Here is an 18,341-nt window from a genome sequence, read left to right on the forward strand (position 1 = left end):
CGAAATGCCGGCGTCGTGCGCGAGCCCGGTGCCGAGCGGGCGAAATGCCGGCGTCGTGCGCGAGCCCACCGGGCGTTTCCGCCCGCTCACGCGCGGGGGAGCGCCCGGTACCCGACGTGCGCGCTGTACCCGACGTGCGCGCTGCACCTGACCGGAGTCCTGACCGGCGACGGCTGGGCGAGCGGGCGAAATGCCCGGGTCGAGCTCGAACGAAGGCGGGTATCTCGCCCGTTCGCGGTGGGACGCGGTGGGACCCGGCGGGACGCGGCGCGGCGTACGGCGACGGTGCTCGCTGCACGCCCGAAGCCACGGCGGGGACGACGAACGCCCCGGCTCCGTGGGGAGCCGGGGCGTGTGTCTCGGGTTCGGGTCGTGCTGTTCGGTGCCCTCAGTCAGGCAACGAGGCCGAGGGGACTCAGGCCGCCTGGAGGACGAACTGGACGTCGAGGTTGATCGTCACGTCGTTGCCGAGCGTGAAGCCGCCGGCCTCGAGCGCTGCGTTCCAGTTCACACCGAACTCGGTGCGGTCGATCTTGGTGGTCGCCTCGGCGCCGAACTTGACCTGGCCGTAGCCATCGGTCGTGAAGCCACCGAGCTCGGCCTTGAGGACGACCGGCTTGGTGACGCCACGCAGGGTCAGGTCGCCAGCGATGTGCAGGTCGTCGCCCTTGGTCTCGATGCCCGTCGAGCGGAAGGTGAGCTGCGGGTGCTCTTCGGTGAGGAAGAAGTCGCTCGTCTTGAGGTGCTGGTCGCGCTGCTCCTGGCCGGTGTTGATCGACGCGACGTCGATGTTCGCCTCGACGGTCGACTCGAGGGGGTTCTCGGCGGTGACGACGGTGGCGTCGAAGGTCTCGAACTTGCCCTTGACCTTGCTGATGGCGAGGTGGCGGACCGAGAAGGTGACCTCGGAGTGGGTGGGGTCGATCTTCCAGGTGCCGGTCTGGTAGCCGGGGATGGTCGTGGCGGTGAGCGTCATGGTGGTCCTTCTTCCGAACGAGAGTCTGTGGTGCGACGCGATCCATGCGCCTGCATCAACCTGATACTACGCCAGTGTGCACCCTTTTGGTTGAAGCGTCAACCATTGTTCACCGAAGTGTCGCAAGGCGGCGGTCGTGCGGTGCCCGGTACCCGACGTCCAGAAGGCGGCGTACGCGCTGCACGAAGCGGTCGATCCCGCGGCCGACGTCGTCCGCGGTGGCGCGGACCAACCACCAATCGACGTCCTTCAAGCGCTCGCCACGGGTGAGGTCCTTCCGGAAGGTGGCCGGATCGGTGCGGTGCAGATCGCTCTCGTACTCGATCGCCACCCGAGCAGCGGGGTAGGCGAGGTCGACGCATGCGATCCATCTGCCGTCCACGACCACGTCGTGGTTCAGGGCGGGCTCCGGGAGTCCGCGGCGCACGAGCGCCAGGCGGGCCCTGGTCTCGCCCGGCGAACGTGAGCCGGGCCTGATCTCGGCGAGCGCGCGGCGGAGCTTGACGACGCCCCGGAGTCCGCGCCGCCGACTGACTGCCCGGACGAGTTCGTCGGCCGTCGCCCATCCGAGCCACCCGACGAGGGCGTCACCGGCGATGATCAGTTCGTCGAGCGTCAACATCGTGCCGAGGGCGACGAAGGTGTCCGCGGGGGCGGTCAGCCGCACACCCCGGCTCCGGGTCGCACGGACTCTGCCGTGGTGGGCGCGGTGTCCAACGGCACCTCGGACACGAAGCGCCTGATCGGCCCCGATCGTCGTGACGTGGAGTCGTGGCGTGCCCTCGAACCGGCGGGGGAGCGGGATACCGAGGATCGCGGCGGCAGTGACGTGGCTGAACACCTGGTCGGGGCGTAGTCGGGGAGCCAGTGCTCGGGCGCGTTCGTCGACCGTTCGCGGCGGAACCGCTGAGCGGATGCCGTGGAACGGGCGAACGAGGTCACGCGCATCGAGGCGGCCGCGGGACACCCCTCGGTGCAGTGCGTCACGGACGCGGAACGAGGCGTCCCGCAGCGCCAACGGGAGTCGGCGTCTGGCGGTCATCTCCACATCGTGCAGCCGAGCGGGCGCGGCGGAGGTGTGTCGTGCCTCCTGTGTGGACGGCCCGCGGTGCTGTTGCCCTTGTGGAGGAGTCGCGCCGCTGCCCGAGCGGGCGGAACACCAGGGTCCTGCTGCTCGCGACCGCGGCATTTCGCCCGCTCGCGGGGGCGACCACCGGCGCGAACCGCCGCGCTGCCCGCCGAAAGTCGGCGGAGCGGTCGTGACCGGGAGGGCGGCGTCACGATGTCGGCCCTGGAGGAGGGTACGGCGGCCACCAGATCGGCGATGACGCGAGCGGGCGGTTTGCCAGGGTGTCGCGGCCGGGCACCCCGGCATTTCGCCCGCTCGCGGAGATGGCCGCACGCCGCACGCCGCACGCCTCGCCCGCCCCGCTCGCCGCCCCGCACCGCGCGGCCGCGCCCGGCAGGCACTCGCGGGGCCCCTCAGGTGTCGGCGGCCTCCAGTAGCGTCGGAGCCATGGAATTCAGGTACCTGGGCAACTCCGGACTCAAGATCTCCGAGATCACCTACGGCAACTGGCTGACGCACGGCTCGCAGGTCGAGAACGACGTCGCCTCCCAGTGCGTGCGGGCAGCGCTCGACGCCGGCATCACCACCTTCGACACCGCGGACACGTACGCCAACACCGCAGCCGAGACCGTCCTCGGCGAAGCACTCAAGGGCGAGCGGCGTGCGGGTCTCGAGGTCTTCACCAAGGTGTACTGGCCCACCGGCCCCAAGCAGCACAACGACGTCGGACTCTCCCGCAAGCACATCTTCGAGTCGATCGACGGCTCGCTGACCCGCCTGCAGACCGACTACGTCGACCTCTACCAGGCGCACCGGTACGACCACGAGACGCCGCTCGAAGAGACCATGCAGGCCTTTGCGGACGTCGTCCGCCAGGGCAAGGCGCTCTACATCGGGGTCAGCGAGTGGAACGCCGAGCAGATCCGCGCCGGCGCTGCCCTCGCGAAGGAGCTGGGGTTCCAGCTCATCTCGAACCAGCCGCAGTACTCGATGCTGTGGCGGGTCATCGAGGGTGAGGTCGTCCCCGCCTCGAAGCAGCTCGGCCTGTCGCAGATCGTGTGGTCGCCCATCGCGCAGGGCGTGCTGACCGGCAAGTACAAGCCGGGTCAGCCGCTGCCCGAGGGCTCGCGTGCCACGGACGAGAAGGGCGGTGCGGACATGATCAAGCGGTTCATGCGCGACGAGGTCCTCGAGGCCGTGCAGCGCCTGCAGCCCGTCGCCGACCAGGCCGGCCTCACCCTCGCGCAGCTCGCGATCGCGTGGACGCTGCAGAACGACAACGTCGCCAGCGCCATCGTCGGAGCCTCGCGTCCGGAGCAGGTCACGGACAACGTCAAGGCAGCGGGCGTCACGCTCGACGCCGACGCGCTCGCAGCCATCGACGAGGCCCTGGGTGACCTCCCGGAGCGCGACGCGGCCAAGACCGTGTCCCCGGCGCAGCGTCCCGCCTGAGACGCGACCCACCATCGGACGGGAGGCCCGTGGCGACGCCGCCACGGGCCTCCCGTCCGTCGTGGACCCAGCCCACTACACGACGGACGGTGATCCTGCCGGTCCCAGTCCGCGGAACGCGTCTGACGACGCATCTGCGTGTCCCGTGTGAACAGCACGTGTCGTGGAACTGGCAGAGGCCTGGGTAAGCCCGTACCCCACCCAAACCGCAGTCCCGTTACCCCCGAATCGGGGGCATGACCCGAACTGATACCCCCGTTCTGGTGTCACCCGACACCGGTACGGTGCCGACCGTGCGACCCGGCACGGTCCGGCGCCTGCTCGCCACCGCGAGGCAACTCGCGTCGTTCGGCACGATCGGTGCCGTCTGCTTCGTCATCGACCTGGGGCTCTACAACCTGCTGCGCGCCACCGTCATGCCCGACGGTCCCATCGCCGCGAAGATCGTGTCGGCCGTCGTGTCGACCGCCGTGGCGTGGATCGGCAACCGCTTCATCACGTTCCGCGCCGAGCGCCAGACCGGCCGCCGCGAGACCGTGCGCGAGGGGCTGCTCTTCGCTGCCACGAACCTGATCGGGCTCGGCATCGCCGCGGCCTGCCTGTTCGTCTCGCACTACGTCCTCGGGTTCACCTCGACCCTCGCCGACAACGTCGCCGGCAACGGCGTCGGCCTCGTGCTCGGAACCGCCTTCCGGTTCGCCGCGTACAAAGCCCTCGTCTTCCGTTCCACCGATGCTCGTCGCACGAAGGGGTTCGCCGCATGACCATCTCCGCCACGCTGCTGACGGCCGCAGGGCCGCTGCTCCAGCCGAACGAGGGAACCGCTCCGTCGAGCGTCCCGAACCGTGGGACCACCGACGTCCCGACCGGAGGCTCCGGCGCCGTCCAGCAGGCCGCATGGTCGCTGGGCGAGTGGATCGGCTACTCCGCCCTCATCGCCATCTCCGTGCTCCTGACGATCGTCGCGCTCACCACGTTGTGGTGGATGCTGCACGCCTGGCGCTCGCGGGACGCACTGAAGTCGACGAGCTTCAGCCAGACCCCGCGCCCGGCCGCGCACCGCTTCACCCTGCTGGTGCCCGGGCGGCACGAGCAGGAGGTCATGGGCCAGACGCTCGACATGCTCGCGAAGCAGGACCACCCGGACTTCGAGATCATCGCGATCGTCGGCGAGGACGACCCGGAGACGGACGCCGTCGTGCGCGCCGCCGCCGCGCGCCACCCCGAGCTGATCCGCGTGGTCGTCGACGACACGCTGCCGAAGAACAAGCCGAAGGCGATGAACCTGGCGCTCCAGTACGCGACCGGTGACGTCGTCGGCGTGTTCGACGCCGAGGACGAGGTCTACCCGCACCTGCTGACCCTGGTGGACTCGCGGTTCCAGGAGACCGGCGCCGACGTGGTGCAGGGCGGCGTGCAGCTGATGAACTTCAAGTCCAGCTGGTGGTCCCTCCGGAACGTCCTGGAGTACTACTTCTGGTTCCGTTCGCGCCTGCACTTCCACGCCGGCTCGAAGTTCATCCCGCTCGGCGGGAACACCGTCTTCGTGACGAAGGAACGCCTCGACTGGTCGAACGGCTGGGACGCGCACTGCCTCGCCGAGGACTGCGAGCTCGGTGTCCGCCTGTCCGCCGACGGCGCGAAGGTCGTCGTCGCCTACAGCCCCGAGGCCGTCACCCGCGAGGAGACCCCGCCGACCTTCGCCTCCCTGCTCAAGCAGCGGACGCGCTGGAACCAGGGCTTCCTGCAGGTGCTCGGCAAGGGGGAGTGGAAGAAGCTGCCCTCGTTCCGCCAGCGCTTCTTCGCGCGCTACATGCTGACCATGCCGTTCATCCAGGCGGCCACCGGTCTGCTCATCCCGCTGAGCGTCCTGATGATCCTGTTCGTCAAGGTGCCGACGGCGATCGCCCTGGTGTCGTTCATCCCGGTGGCACCGACGCTCATGCTGCTGGCCGTCGAGGTCGTGGGCCTCAACGAGTTCGGTCGCATCTACAAGGAGAAGGTCCGCTTCCGGGACTACGTGAAGCTCGTGCTCGGTCTCGTGCCGTACCAGGTCTTCCTCGCCGCAGCGGCCGTCCGGGCCGTCGTCCGCCACGCCAAGGGGCAGAACGGCTGGGAGAAGACGGAGCACACGGGCCAGCACCGGAACGCCGAGCAGCCGGCCGAGGTCGTCGGCTTCGCGTCGGACCTGAGCAACGCCGGCGTCACGGACGGTTCGTCGGCCGCGGCGGGCTCTGCCGCTGGTTCCGCGTCCGCCGGTTCCGCATCCGCCGGTTCCGCTGGCTCCGCTGGCTCCGCTTCCGAGCGTGAGCTCGCCGGCACGACCACCGGAGGGACCCGATGAGCGCCAGCATCACCAACACCACCGGCATCCCGATCCGCGGTGCCGTCGCCGGGGACCACACCGGCATCAGCGCCTGGTTCCGCCGACACGCTGCGAGCCTGACCTGGCTGCTGCCGGTCGTCGCGATCACCGTCATCGTGCAGGCCTGGAACATGTCCGGCACCCCGCAGCGGATCGACGACGAGGGCACGTACACCGCGCAGGCCTGGGCGATCATGCACCTCGGCGAGATCACGCACTACACCTACTGGTACGACCACCCGCCGCTCGGCTGGATCCAGATCGCCGGCTACACCGGTCTGACCGGGGCGTTCGCGCGCTACCCGTTCGCCGTCGAGGCCGGCCGCGAGGCGATGGTCTTCTTCTCCGCCGTCTCGAGCATCCTGCTGTTCGTCCTGGCCCGCCGCCTCGGTGCCGGCCGGATCACCGCATCCGCAGCCGGCCTCGTCTTCGCGCTGTCGCCGCTCGCCCTGCAGTACCACCGCACGGTCTACATCGACAACGTCGCGACGCCGTGGCTGCTCGCCGCGTTCGTCCTCGTGCTCAGCCGTCGCCAGCAGCTCGCCGGGTTCGCCGGAGCAGCTGCGTGCCTCGGCATCGCGGTGCTCTCCAAGGAGACGTACCTGCTCGCCCTGCCGTTCCTCATCTGGATGGCGGTCCGCCGTGCCGACCGGAGCACCCGCCGGTACACGCTCAGCGTCGCCGGGGCCGTCCTCGTCATCATCGGCGGCGGGTACCTGCTGCTCGCCGCGGTCAAGGGCGAGCTGTTGCCGGGCAGCGGTCGGGTCAGCCTGTTCGAGGGCATCACCTACCAGCTCGGCTCGCGCTCGGCATCGGGTTCGCTGTTCGACCCGGGCAGCCTGGCCAACGCCGCCGCGTCGCAGTGGTGGGCGCTCGACCCGGTGTTCATCGTGCTCGGCTCGGCCTCCGCGGTCGTGGGACTCTTCCTGCGCCGGGTCCGTCCGATCGCCGCGATGCTCGTCTTCCTGCTCGCGATGATGTTCCGCCCGAACGGGTACCTGCCGGTGCCGTACGTCATCATGCTCATCCCGTTCGCCGCCCTGCTGGTCGCGTACACGGCCGAGCGTGCCGTCCTGTCGATCGCCGGTCGGGTCCGTACCCGTACCCGCCTCGGCACCGGGACCCGTCGTGGTCTCGGCATCACCTGGGCCGTCACCACCGCGGTCGCACTCGTCGTGGCGGTGCCGCTCTGGGGAACACAGCTGCGCGGCTTCGTCCTGGGCAACCTCGACCTGCCGATGCAGCAGGCCGAGCAGTGGGTCGGGGACAACGTCTCGAAGTCCTCCCGACTGCTGGTGGACGACGCCATGTGGGTCGACCTCGTCGAGGACGGCTTCGCCCGGAACAACGTGGTCTGGTACTACAAGCTCGACACCGACGGAGCCGTGGAGCGCCAGTCGCCCAACGGGTGGAAGGACTCGGACTACGTCATCACGACGGACTCCATGCGGACCGGCGGCAACTCGTCGTCCGACGTCCGCCAGGCGATCGAGAACTCGACGGCCGTCGCGACCTTCGGCTCCGGCGACCAGCAGGTCGAGGTCCGACGCATCCACGCCGAGGGGCGGACCGCCGCGCAGACCGCGATCACCCGGGCCAGCGACCTGCGGAAGACCATGGGTACCGAGCTGGCGTCGAACCCGGCGCTCCGGGCCGACGACGGCACCAAGTCGCAGTTCCGCGCGGGTCAGGTCGACTCGCGGGCGATGATCGCGCTCGGCCAGGTGCTCGCCGACCAGGACGTCCGCGTCGACCGGTTCACGCCGCTCACGGGCGAGACCGGCCAGCCGTTCCGCACCGCCGTCCTGCACACCAGTGACGTCGCCTCGGCCGAGCGTGTGGCCGCGACCCTCGACGCGATGTCCGAGTCGTTCCGGCCGGCGTCGGTCGAGCGTGAGGGCGAGCGGCTCACCGTCACCTACACCCCGGCGGACCCGACGACGACCGCGACGAGCGCCTCGTGACGCGCGCGGCCGACGCCCGGGCCGCGCAGCGGTTCGCCGAGCGGGCGAAACACCCGGGTGCGCCGCGCGCGGACCCCGGTATTTCGCCCGCTCGCGGGGTGGCCACTCGCGACACCCGCGCCGCCCGCGCCACCCCGGAACCGAACACGACCAGCACCACGACCCGAAGGAGCACGACCATGACCGCACACACCCAGCGACGCCGCACCGTCGTCGTCGGCGCACTCGCAGCAACCCTCGTCGCCGCGACCGTCGGACTCGCAGCACCCCAGACCGCCACCGCCGCCACCACGGCCGACGAGGGCTGGCTCCGCGTCGGCCACCTCTCGCCCGACACCAAGAGCGTCGACGTCGAGCTGTCCAGCCTGTCCGGCGGCAAGACGGTCTTCGAACTCGACGACGTCACCTACGGCCAGGTCAGCAAGTACCAGGAACTCCCGGTCGGCACCTACGTCCTGTCGATGCGGGCCTCCGACGCTCCGGACTCCACGCCGGTGATCTCCACCGACGTGCAGGTCGACAAGGGCGACGCGAGCACGGTCGTCGCCTACGGCAAGAACACCGACCTCAAGACGACGGCGTTCACCGACGACCTGCAGCAGCCGGGCGACGGCAAGGCGAAGCTCCGGCTGGTCCAGGCCGCCACCACGGCGAAGCAGGTCGACGTGAGCACCTCCGAGGGCACCGCCATCGCCGAGGGCGCGGAGTTCGGCACCGCCACCCAGTACGCCACGGTCGACTCCGGCAAGTGGACGCTCGACGTCTCCGGCAGCGGCCAGCAGGGCACCGCCAGCGTCGACCTCGCCGGCAACACCGTCTCCACCCTGTTCGTCCTCGACGACAGCAAGGGTGACCTGACGGTCGTGCCGGTGACGGACGCCGCGGCCACCGCCGCGACCCCGACCGGCGGCGTGCAGACGGGTGGCGGCGGCGCAGCCGCCGACCGCCCGATGACGGAGGCCGTCCACGCGGCCGTCGCAGCGCTCCGCTCGCTGTACCGCTGACGCCCTGGCCGGGAGGCCCGGATCACGTGCGCCGACACGCTCACGTGATCCGGGCCTCCCCACCGGCACGGCCGGTCCGCCGCTGGCGCGTCGGCCCGGAACCGGCGTCGTGGGCCCACCGTCTAGATCCTTCGTCACCATCCACGGAAAGGCAGGCCAGCATGACCCGCAGGACCTGGATACCCGTCACCGCCGCGGCGGCGGTGGTCGTCGCCGTCGGCGTCGCGCTCATCGCAGTGCGGCCGTGGGGGCAGGACACCGCAGCCGAGAACGGCTCGGCCGCCACCCCGACCTCGACCAGCGCGCCCGACGCGGCCCGTTCCCCGGAGCAGCTCCGCACCGAGTTCCTGGACCGCTACGTGCAGGACGGCCGCGTCGTCCGCACCGACCAGGGCGACGACACCGTCAGCGAAGGGCAGGCCTACGGGCTGCTCATCGCGTTCGCGAACGGCGACCGCGACCGGTTCGACGACATCTGGAAGTGGACGAAGACGCACATGCTGACCGACGACGACCTGCTCGCCTGGCGTTGGACGCCGGACGACGGTGTCGCCGACGAGCAGCCGGCGAGCGACGCCGACCTCGACGCCGCGCGGGCCCTGGTGCTCGCTGGCGACGCCTGGGGCGAGGACCGCTACACGGCAGCCGGCACGCGCATCGCGTCGGCGATCCTGGAGCACGAGACCGCGACCACGGAACTCGGCACGATCCTGCTGCCCGGGCCGTGGGCGGACTCCGAGCCCTACCGCTACAACGCCTCGTACGCGTCGCCGGCAGCCTTCGCGGTGCTGGCGAAGGCCACGGGCGACGACCGGTGGACCGCGCTGAACCGCGGTTCCCGAGCGGTGACGACGGCCGGGCTCGACGAGTCACAGCTGCCGAGCGACTGGTCGCAGGTGCACGCCGACGGCACCGTCGACCCGATGCCCGCGACCGGCGGGGACCAGCGCGTGCTCTACGGCTACGACGCGATGCGGACGCCCGTCCGCTACGCGGAGGCCTGCTCCGCCGACGACCGCGCCCTCGCCGGTTCGCTCGCCCCGACCCTGCGTCGGACGACGCAGCTCGCGGCCCAGCTCGACCTCGGCGGGACCGCCGTGACCGAGGACACGAACGCGCTGGCGTACACCGCCAGGGCCGCGGCGGAGCACGCAGCCGGGTCCTCCGGTGCGGCTGCCGACGACCTGGAGCGGGCCGACCGCACGGCGGCCACCACGCCGACCTACTACGGGGACGCCTGGGCCGCCCTCGGTGCGACCATGCTCACCTCGGACGTGCTCGGCGGCTGTGCGACGACGGCCGGAGGTGCATCGTGACCGGCCGGCGGTCCGCCGGGCGCGGTCCGGCGGTCCGGCGCCGTGGTGTGGTGATCGGGGCCGTCCTGGCCGCGGTCGTCCTGGGCGGCGGCGTCACGGGTGTGGCCCTCGCGTCGACCGTCGGCAGCGACGGGTCGGGTGGGCGTGCCGGCTCGGCGCCGTCGAGTCCTGCGTCGGCTGCTGCCGGGTCGGGTGCTGCCGGGGCCGGGTCGTCCGGCTCGGGCACCGAGGGGTTCCAGGACCCGGCAGCGCCCGCTGCCCGTTCCTCGGCGACCCCCGTCAGCGTCTCGATCCCCGCGATCGGCGTGCAGTCGGACCTCGAGGACCTGCACCGCGGCTCCGCCGGTGAGCTCGACCCGCCCGTCGACTGGGACAGTGCGGGCTGGTTCAGCGACGGCATCGTCCCCGGTGAGGTCGGCCCGGCCGTGATCGCCGGCCACGTGGACAGCCCGACGAGCGCCGCGGTGTTCTTCCGCCTCGACGAACTGGTCGCCGGTGACGAGATCCACGTCGCGATGTCCGACGGCACCACCCGCACCTTCACCGTCGACCGCTCGGAACGCGCCGCCAAGTCGGCGTTCCCGACGAGCGACGTCTACGGCACCACCCCGACAGCCCAACTCCGACTGATCACCTGCGACGGCGTGTTCGACACCGCCACCGGGCACTACACGGACAATCTGATCGTGTTCGCAGACCTCTCGTCGGACTGACCCACGACCGACCGATACATTCGATGTGGAGCACGAGGAGCACCATGAGCGAGACCCTGGTCATCATCCCGACCTACGACGAGGCGGAGAACGTCCGTCCCATCGTCGAGCGCACGCTCGCGGCCACCGACGACAGCGTCCACGTGCTCGTCGTCGACGACAACTCGCCCGACGGCACCGGTGACATCGCCGACGCGATCGCGAGCGAGAGCGACCGGGTGCACGTGATGCACCGCACGGTGAAGGACGGTCTCGGCGGCGCGTACCTGTCCGGCTTCGCGTGGGGCCTCGAGCACGGGTACGCCAAGCTCGTCGAGATGGACGCCGACGGCTCGCACCACCCCGAGTACCTGCCGTGGATGCTCAAGCTCGCCGACACGAACGACCTCGTGCTCGGGTCCCGCTGGATCAAGGGCGGGAAGGTGGAGAACTGGCCCTGGTACCGCGAACTGCTGTCCCGCGGCGGCAACCTCTACACGCGCCTGGCCCTCGGCATCGCGGTCCGCGACGCCACCGGCGGGTTCCGGGTCTTCACCTCGCGGGCGTTCGAGCGGATCGACCTGGCGGGTGTGGCGTCGAAGGGCTACTGCTTCCAGGTCGACTTGTGCTGGCGTGCCCTCGAGGCGGGTCTGCGCGTCGTCGAGACCCCGATCACGTTCACCGAGCGGGAGTTCGGCGTCTCGAAGATGAGCGGCAACATCGTGCGCGAGAGCCTGGCCCTCGTGACGAAGTGGGGCATCGACCGCCGCATCCGCGAGACCCGTTCCCTGGTCAAGGACCACCGGAAGCTGCCGTCCGTGCGGAAGAACGCACACGCGGTCGCCGACCACGCCGCCTGACCCGCGGCAGCGGCGCTCGGCGTCGGCGTTGGTACCGCGAAAGCGACAGTGTCCCGCGAACCGTTCGCGGGACACTGTCGCTTTCGCGGATCGGACGCCCGTGGGCAGCCCGGACGACAGCGCAGCGACTAGCGCAGCACCACCACGCCCCGCCCACGGAACCGCACGCAGTCCGTCGCGACCTCGGCCGCACCGAAGCGGTAGAGCTCCTCGCCGGTGGCACCGGGGACCGGCACCTCGGCAGCGTCGTCGAGGAAGTTCACCACGACGTGCACCGGAGCGACGTCGGGCCCGAGCAGCCCGCGTGTGAGCACCAGCCACCGCCGGTCCTCACTGAACCGCACGGCGTTCGCCTCGTACCGGTGGTCGACGAAGGCCTGGTCGGTGCGCCGCAGGGCGACCAGCACCCGGTAGGCACGCAGGATCGCCGCGCCCCGCTCGGAACTGACGTCGGCCCAGTCGAGCTTGGAGTTCGTGAACGTCGTCGGGTCCTGCGGGTCCGGCACGGCGGACTCGTCCCACCCGTGCTCGGCGAACTCGGCGATGCGCCCCTCGGCGGTGGCCGTGCCCAGCTCGGGCTCCGGGTGCGAGGTGAAGAACTGCCACGGTGTCGTCGCGGCGAACTCCTCGCCCATGAACAGCATGGGCGTGAAGGGCCCGAGCAGGGTCAGCGCCGCCGCGATGACGAGGCCCTCGTCGTCGAGCGTCGCCGCCAGCCGGTCGCCCGCCGCGCGGTTGCCGATCTGGTCGTGGTTCTGGTTCGTGACGACCAGGGCCGTCGCCGGCGAGGTGCCGCGGTCGATCGGCTGCCCGTGCCGCCGGCCACGGAACGACGACCACGTGCCGTCGTGGAAGAACCCGTGGTCGAGCACCTTCGCGAGCGCCGACAGCGGTGCGAAGTCGGCGTAGTAGCCGTTCGTCTCACCCGTCAGCGCGACGTGCACGGCGTGGTGGAAGTCGTCGGACCACTGCCCCGAGAGTCCGTACCCGGCGGCTTCACGCGGGCGGAACATCACGGGGTCGTTGAGGTCCGACTCGGCGATCAGGGACAGCGGACGACCGACGAAGGCGCCGTACGCGTCCGTCTCGTCGGCCATCTCGGCCAGCACGTGCGGTCGGGTGGTGTCGCGGATCGCGTGCACGGCGTCGAGCCGGAGCCCGTCGACGTGGTGGTCGCGGAACCACATGCGCACATTGTCGAGGACGTACCGGCGGACCTCGGGGTGCTCCACGTTCACCGAGTCGCCCCACGTGTTCGCGAGGCCCTGCACCAGGTACGGCCCGTACAGCGGCAGGTAGTTGCCGCTCGGACCGAGGTGGTTGTAGACGACGTCCTGGATGACGCCGAGACCGAGCGAGTGCGCGGTGTCGACGAAGCGGTCGTACGCGTCCGGGCCGCCGTACGGCGCGTGCACCGCGAACCACGCGACGCCGTCGTAACCCCAGTTCCACTCGCCGTTCACACCGTTGACGGGCAGCAGTTCGACGAACTCGACTCCGAGCTCGACCAGGTGGTCGAGCTTCTGCGCGGCTGCGTCGAGGGTGCCCTCCGGCGTGTACGTGCCGACGTGCATCTCGTAGATGACGGCACCGCGGGCCGGGCGTCCGGTCCACGACTCGTCGGTCCACGCGAAGCGCGCCGGGTCGACCACTGCCGAGGTGCCGTGCACGCCGTCCGGTTGGAAGCGACTGCGGGGATCGGGTCGGACCGCGTCGTCGTCGCCGAGGCGGAACCCGTAGCGGGCACCGACGACCGGCATGATCGCGTCGGTCGACCACCAGTCGTCGTCGCCCCGGGTCAGCGGGTACTCGACGTCGTCGACGACCAGCCGGACACGGTCCGGCTCGGGCGCCCAGACGGCGTAGCGGTCGGGTGCGGTCATGCGTGACCCTCCAGGATGTCGATCTCGGCTTGTGCGTCGGACTCGGTGGTCGCCGGGGCGGTTCCGGCGGTCGACCGGGAGGCCCGTTCCGCGTCGGACGCGTCGGTCACCGTGTCGGCGTGGCCGGGCTCCCCGACCGCGGCGGCCGGGACGAGCAGCGCGACCGGGTACGTGGTGAGCAGGTCCGCGAGCGCGATGCCCCGGCTGGCCGGGAACGACCTGCCGGTGAGCAGGTCGACCCGATCGACGGGGACGGCGTGCACGAGGGTGTCGCCCCAGCCGCCGACCCGTTCGAGGCCGATCGGCAGGCGCGTGGCGACCGTCACGGCACCACCGCGGTCGAACGCGACGACGTGGTCCGCCGCGCTGCCCGTCGCCTCGAGCGCGAGGTACCGCGTGAAGAGCTCGGGGTGGTCGCGGCGGAGACGGAGCGCACGCGCGGTCACGAGGAGCTTCGCAGCGCCGTCGATCCCGATCGCGGGCAGGTCCTCGGGGCCGTCGTCGTCCGGGCCGTCGATCTCGGCGAGGACGTGGCGCCGTTCGGCGTAGTCCACCGCACGGCGGTTGTCGGGGTCGACGAGGGAACGGTCCCAGAACTCGGTGCCCTGGTAGACGTCGGGGACGCCGGGCGCCGTGAGCTGCACGAGCTTCTGCGCGAGCCCGTTCGCCCACCCGGCCGCGTCGATCCGCTCGTCGAGGGCATCGAGCACGGCCACCACCGCGGGCTCGTCGAACGCCGCGTCGACGAGCGCGTGCATGCGCTCCTCGAACGCCGTGTCCGGCTCGGTCCAGGTCGTGCTGTCGCCGGCTTCGCGCGACGCCTTCTCGGCGTAGGCGTGCAGCCGCTCGCGACTCGCTGGCCGGGCACCGACGATGGCCTGCCAGAGCAGGTCCGCGAACACGCGGTCCTCGAGCGGGACGAGGGACTGCAACCGGTCGAGGGTGTCAGCCCACTCGCTGCCGAGCTCGGCCAGGACTGCGATGCGTGCCCGGGTGTCCTCGCTGCGCTTCGTGTCGTGGGTGGTGAGCGCCGTCATGGTGTGCGGCCAGCTGCCGAGCCGGTCGCGCTGCGCCTGGTGGAAGTCGGCCACGGACACCGCGAACACGCTCGGGTCGCTCCCGACCTCGCTCAGGGACGTCAGGCGGGACGTGCGGTAGAACGCCGTGTCCTCGACGCCCTTGGCCATCACCATGCCGCTCGTCTGCTGCAGGCGGACGGCGGCGGCGTTCTCCGGGTCGACGAGCGCCGGGGCGATGCGGTCGATGACGTCGTCGAGGTCCGGGCGGGCCTCGGCGGCGCGTTCGAGCGCGGCGATGAGGTGGTGCGCGCCCTCGGGCAGGTAGGTGCGGTACACGTCGAACGACGCGACGACCTCGGCGAGGGCGTCCACGAGTCGTTCGTGCGTGATCGCGTCCGCCCCGGCGGCGACCGGAGCGAGGAGGCGGGCGAGCCGCTCGACCTCGCTGCCGAGGATCCCGTCGGCGATGCCGCGGCGGGTGTCGTGCGTGAGCTGCTGCCAGTCGGCCGGTTCCGCTCCGGACGCGGCCGTCAGCGTCGGTTCGCCCGCGGGGTCGACGAGCACGCGGTCCAAGATGCCCAGGGCGTCGTACCCGGTGGTGCCGTCGACGGGCCACGAGCTCGGCAGTTCCTCGCCGGGCTCGAGGATCTTCTCGACGAGGGTGTACGCGCCGCCGGTCAGCTCGGCGAGGTCCTGCAGGTACCCGGCGGGGTCGTAGAGCCCGTCTGGGTGGTCGATGCGCAGGCCGTCGACGAGGCCGTCGCGGAACCAGGCTCCGATGACACCGTGCGAGGCCGCGAAGACCTCGGGCTCCTCGACCCGGATCGCCGCGAGCGTGTTCACCGCGAAGAACCGGCGGTAGTTGAGCTCGTGGTCGGCGCGCTTCCAGTGCACGAACGCGTAGTGCTGCAGCTCGTGCACGGCCTCGACCGAGTCGCCCGGGTGGGCGGTACCGGGCGCGGTCGGGTACGCGGTCTCACCGACCCGCAGCACCGGGCGTTCCGGGTCGGACGTGTCGAGCGACACCGCGTCGAGCAGCCGGTCGTCGAGGACCGGCACCCGGACCTTGCCGTCGCCGGCGTCCCAGTCGACGTCGAACGCCCACGCGACGGGGGAGCCCTGGCCGAGTTCGAGCAGGGACCACCACCACGGGTTGATCTCCGGGGTGGCGACCCCGACGTGGTTCGGGACGACGTCGACCAGCACGCCGAGGCCGACGGCGTGCGCGGCCTCGGCGAGGACCCGGAGGGCCTCGTCACCGCCGCGGTCGGAGTCGACGTGCGTGTGGTCGACGACGTCGTAGCCGTGGTTCGAGCCGGGTTCCGACTGCAGGACGGGCGACAGGTACAGCCAGTCGGCGCCGAGGTCGTGCACGTAGTCGACGAGGTCGCGTGCTGCGGCCAGGTCGAAGTCTGCGGAGACCTGCAGCCGGTACGTCGAGACCGGGACGCGACGCCCGGCTCCCGGTGCGCCGGCGCTCATCGTGCGGTACCGCTCGGCGCGGTGGAGCCGGCGGGGTTCGCCGGGGTGACGGCGTCCTGCGGGGACCGGAGCTCCGGATCGCCCTCGTGGTGCTGGACCTCGACCGGCGCGGCGGAGACCTCGTGGTTCGGCTCGGCGCGGAGGACGATCATCGACCGGGCGGGGACGTCGAGCGGCGTCCCCGCGTCGATGACCTCGTCGCGGGCGCCGGGCTCGGCGGTGTCGATACGGACCGTCCACCCCGGTGCGTACTCCTCGGGCGGCAGCGTGAAGGTCACGACGTCGTCGTGGGCGTTGAAGTACGTGATGAACGCCACGTCGGTGACACGCTCACCGCGGGAGTCGCGCCCGCGGATCCCGTCGCCGTTCAGGTACATGCCGACGCTCTTGCCGAAGCCGGAGTCCCAGTCCTCCGGCGACATGGCCTCGCCCTCGGGGGTGAGCCAGACCACGTCGGGCAGCGGCTCGTCCTGGCCGCGGCGCACCGGGCGCCCGTTGAAGTACCGGGTGCGGCGGAACGTCGGGTGGTCGTGGCGGAGCTTCACGACGTCGGCCGTGAACTGGACGAGGTCGTCGTCCGCGGTCTCCCAGTCGATCCAGCTGAGCTCGGAGTCCTGCGCGTAGACGTTGTTGTTGCCGGACTGCGAACGGCCGAGCTCGTCACCGTGGGCGATCATCGGCACGCCCTGGCTGAGGAGCAGCGTCGCCAGGAAGTTCCGGCGTCGCTGCAGTCGCAGGGCGTTCACGGCCTCATCGTCGGTCGGACCCTCGGCGCCGGAGTTCCAGGACCGGTTGTGGCTCTCGCCGTCGTTGTTGTCCTCGCCGTTGGCCTCGTTGTGCTTCTCGTTGTAGGCGACGAGGTCGTACAGCGTGAAGCCGTCGTGCGCGGTGATGAAGTTGATGCTCGCCTTGGGCGTGCGGCCGTCGTGCTCGTACAGGTCGGCCGAGCCGGAGATACGGGAGGCGAACTCGCCGAGCGTGGACGACTCACCGCGCCAGAAGTCGCGCACGGTGTCGCGGTACTTGCCGTTCCACTCCGACCACTGGGGCGGGAAGTTGCCGACCTGGTAGCCGCCGGGGCCGACGTCCCAGGGCTCGGCGATGAGCTTGACCTGCGACACGATCGGGTCCTGCTGCACGAGCTCGAAGAACGCGGACAGCCGGTCGACCTCGTAGAACTCGCGGGCGAGCGCCGAGGCGAGGTCGAAGCGGAAGCCGTCGACGTGCATCTCGGTCACCCAGTAGCGCAGCGAGTCGAGGATGAGCTGCAGCGAGTGCGGGTGCCCGACGTTGAGCGAGTTCCCGGTGCCCGTGTAGTCCATGTAGAACTTCTTGTCGTCATCGACCAGGCGGTAGTACGCCGCGTTGTCGATGCCCCGGAACGACAGTGTCGGACCGAGGTGGTTGCCCTCGGCGGTGTGGTTGTAGACGACGTCGAGCACGACCTCGATGCCGGCGCGGTGGAGTTCCCGCACCATGGTCTTGAACTCCTGCACCTGCTGCCCCTGGTCGCCCGAGGACGAGTACGAGGAGTGCGGCGCGAAGAAGCCGATGGTGTTGTAGCCCCAGTAGTTCGACAGCCCCTTGTCCTGCAGGGTGGAGTCGTTCACGAACTGGTGCACCGGCATGAGCTCGAGCGTCGTGATGCCGAGTCGCTGCAGGTGCTCGATGACCGCCGGGTGGGAGACGCCGGCGTAGGTGCCGCGCTGCTCCTCCGGCACGTCGGGGTGGGTCTCGGTGAGGCCCTTGACGTGTGCTTCGTAGATCACCGTCTCGCCGTAGGGCGTGCGCGGTGCGCGGTCGCCCTGCCAGTCGAAGAACGGGTTGATCACGACGCCCTTCATCATGTGCGCCGCAGAGTCGTCGTCGTTCGTCGAGTCCGGGTCGCCGAACGTGTACGCGAAGAGTGACTGGTCCCAGTCGATCTCGCCGCTCGTCGCCTTGGCGTAGGGGTCGAGCAGGAGCTTCGACGGGTTGCAGCGTGCACCGTTGTCGGGGTCGTACGGGCCGTGGACACGGAAGCCGTACTCCTGCCCGGGGCCGATGTTCGGCAGGTAGGCGTGCCAGACGTAGGCGTCGACCTCGACGAGGGGGATGCACTCTTCGTTGCCGTCGGTGTCGAACAGACAGAGTTCGACGCGCTCGGCGACCTCGCTGAAGAGCGCGAAGTTCGTGCCGCTTCCGTCGTAGGTCGCCCCGAGCGGGTACGGGTTGCCGGGCCAGGTGTGCAAACGGTCCTCCAGGTGATGGTCGCGCCAA

13 protein-coding genes are annotated in these 18,341 nt (G+C 71.0%); 8 read left to right on the plus strand and 5 right to left on the minus strand.

Going from position 1 to position 18,341, the window contains the following annotated elements:
• Window positions 1-415: 415 nt before the first annotated feature.
• On the minus strand, window positions 416-976 hold the full coding sequence (locus ACGH48_RS05585; protein WP_123313402.1) for a YceI family protein: 561 nt from the start codon (window positions 974-976) through the stop codon (window positions 416-418).
• Between the two features lie 109 nt (window positions 977-1,085).
• Window positions 1,086-1,643, minus strand: a complete 558-nt coding sequence (locus tag ACGH48_RS05590; RefSeq protein ID WP_396290540.1) for a hypothetical protein — start codon at window positions 1,641-1,643, stop codon at window positions 1,086-1,088.
• An 849-nt stretch (window positions 1,644-2,492) separates the two neighbouring features.
• On the opposite strand from ACGH48_RS05590, the gene ACGH48_RS05595 reads away from it, so the two are divergent.
• The 8 genes from ACGH48_RS05595 (at window position 2,493) to ACGH48_RS05630 (ending at window position 11,698) form a co-directional block, all read left to right on the plus strand.
• Complete coding sequence (locus ACGH48_RS05595; RefSeq protein WP_123313404.1) at window positions 2,493-3,497, plus strand: aldo/keto reductase family protein; 1,005 nt, start codon at window positions 2,493-2,495, stop codon at window positions 3,495-3,497.
• A 293-nt stretch (window positions 3,498-3,790) separates the two neighbouring features.
• Window positions 3,791-4,261 (plus strand): GtrA family protein, encoded by a 471-nt coding sequence (locus ACGH48_RS05600; RefSeq protein ID WP_260233104.1) that lies wholly within the window; start codon window positions 3,791-3,793, stop codon window positions 4,259-4,261.
• A complete protein-coding gene (locus ACGH48_RS05605) occupies window positions 4,258-5,841 on the plus strand; it encodes a glycosyltransferase (RefSeq protein ID WP_396290542.1) in 1,584 nt (527 codons plus the stop codon). The genes ACGH48_RS05600 and ACGH48_RS05605 overlap by 4 nt, the downstream gene beginning before the upstream one ends.
• The gene (locus tag ACGH48_RS05610) at window positions 5,838-7,826 is read left to right on the plus strand and encodes an ArnT family glycosyltransferase (RefSeq protein WP_396290544.1); all 1,989 of its coding nucleotides are present in this window, start codon (window positions 5,838-5,840) and stop codon (window positions 7,824-7,826) included. The genes ACGH48_RS05605 and ACGH48_RS05610 overlap by 4 nt, the downstream gene beginning before the upstream one ends.
• A gap of 179 nt (window positions 7,827-8,005) precedes the next feature.
• The gene (locus tag ACGH48_RS05615) at window positions 8,006-8,830 is read left to right on the plus strand and encodes a DUF4397 domain-containing protein (protein WP_396290546.1); all 825 of its coding nucleotides are present in this window, start codon (window positions 8,006-8,008) and stop codon (window positions 8,828-8,830) included.
• Between the two features lie 161 nt (window positions 8,831-8,991).
• A complete protein-coding gene (locus ACGH48_RS05620; RefSeq protein ID WP_396290548.1) occupies window positions 8,992-10,146 on the plus strand; it encodes a glycosyl hydrolase family 8 in 1,155 nt (384 codons plus the stop codon).
• Window positions 10,143-10,859 (plus strand): class F sortase, encoded by a 717-nt coding sequence (locus tag ACGH48_RS05625; RefSeq protein ID WP_396290550.1) that lies wholly within the window; start codon window positions 10,143-10,145, stop codon window positions 10,857-10,859. The genes ACGH48_RS05620 and ACGH48_RS05625 overlap by 4 nt, the downstream gene beginning before the upstream one ends.
• A 44-nt stretch (window positions 10,860-10,903) precedes the next feature.
• On the plus strand, window positions 10,904-11,698 hold the full coding sequence (locus ACGH48_RS05630) for a polyprenol monophosphomannose synthase (RefSeq protein WP_396290552.1): 795 nt from the start codon (window positions 10,904-10,906) through the stop codon (window positions 11,696-11,698).
• A gap of 128 nt (window positions 11,699-11,826) precedes the next feature.
• On the opposite strand, the gene treZ is transcribed toward ACGH48_RS05630, so the two are convergent.
• From treZ to glgX, 3 genes are read right to left on the minus strand one after another with little or no spacing between them, the layout of a single operon-like run.
• Window positions 11,827-13,581 (minus strand): malto-oligosyltrehalose trehalohydrolase, encoded by a 1,755-nt coding sequence (treZ, locus tag ACGH48_RS05635; protein WP_123313410.1) that lies wholly within the window; start codon window positions 13,579-13,581, stop codon window positions 11,827-11,829.
• Window positions 13,578-16,082, minus strand: a complete 2,505-nt coding sequence (treY, locus tag ACGH48_RS05640) for a malto-oligosyltrehalose synthase (RefSeq protein ID WP_396290555.1) — start codon at window positions 16,080-16,082, stop codon at window positions 13,578-13,580. Before treY ends, treZ begins: the two co-directional genes overlap by 4 nt.
• Entirely contained in the window at window positions 16,079-18,313 is a 2,235-nt protein-coding gene (gene glgX / locus ACGH48_RS05645; RefSeq protein WP_396290557.1) for a glycogen debranching protein GlgX, read from the minus strand. The genes treY and glgX overlap by 4 nt, the downstream gene beginning before the upstream one ends.
• Window positions 18,314-18,341: the final 28 nt, after the last annotated feature.

The sequence above is a fragment of the Curtobacterium pomorum genome (assembly GCF_044497295.1).
Classification (GTDB): Bacteria; Actinomycetota; Actinomycetes; order Actinomycetales; family Microbacteriaceae; genus Curtobacterium.

What these genes read in the sequence shown, in the direction of transcription:
- treZ (WP_123313410.1), bottom strand. Translation starts at nt 13,581, where the DNA reads ATGACCGCACCCGACCGCTACGCCGTCTGGGCGCCCGAGCCGGACCGT.
- treY (WP_396290555.1), bottom strand. Translation starts at nt 16,082, where the DNA reads ATGAGCGCCGGCGCACCGGGAGCCGGGCGTCGCGTCCCGGTCTCGACG.
- ACGH48_RS05630 (WP_396290552.1), top strand. Translation starts at nt 10,904, where the DNA reads ATGAGCGAGACCCTGGTCATCATCCCGACCTACGACGAGGCGGAGAAC.
- ACGH48_RS05620 (WP_396290548.1), top strand. Translation starts at nt 8,992, where the DNA reads ATGACCCGCAGGACCTGGATACCCGTCACCGCCGCGGCGGCGGTGGTC.
- ACGH48_RS05610 (WP_396290544.1), top strand. Translation starts at nt 5,838, where the DNA reads ATGAGCGCCAGCATCACCAACACCACCGGCATCCCGATCCGCGGTGCC.
- ACGH48_RS05595 (WP_123313404.1), top strand. Translation starts at nt 2,493, where the DNA reads ATGGAATTCAGGTACCTGGGCAACTCCGGACTCAAGATCTCCGAGATC.
- ACGH48_RS05615 (WP_396290546.1), top strand. Translation starts at nt 8,006, where the DNA reads ATGACCGCACACACCCAGCGACGCCGCACCGTCGTCGTCGGCGCACTC.
- ACGH48_RS05585 (WP_123313402.1), bottom strand. Translation starts at nt 976, where the DNA reads ATGACGCTCACCGCCACGACCATCCCCGGCTACCAGACCGGCACCTGG.
- ACGH48_RS05605 (WP_396290542.1), top strand. Translation starts at nt 4,258, where the DNA reads ATGACCATCTCCGCCACGCTGCTGACGGCCGCAGGGCCGCTGCTCCAG.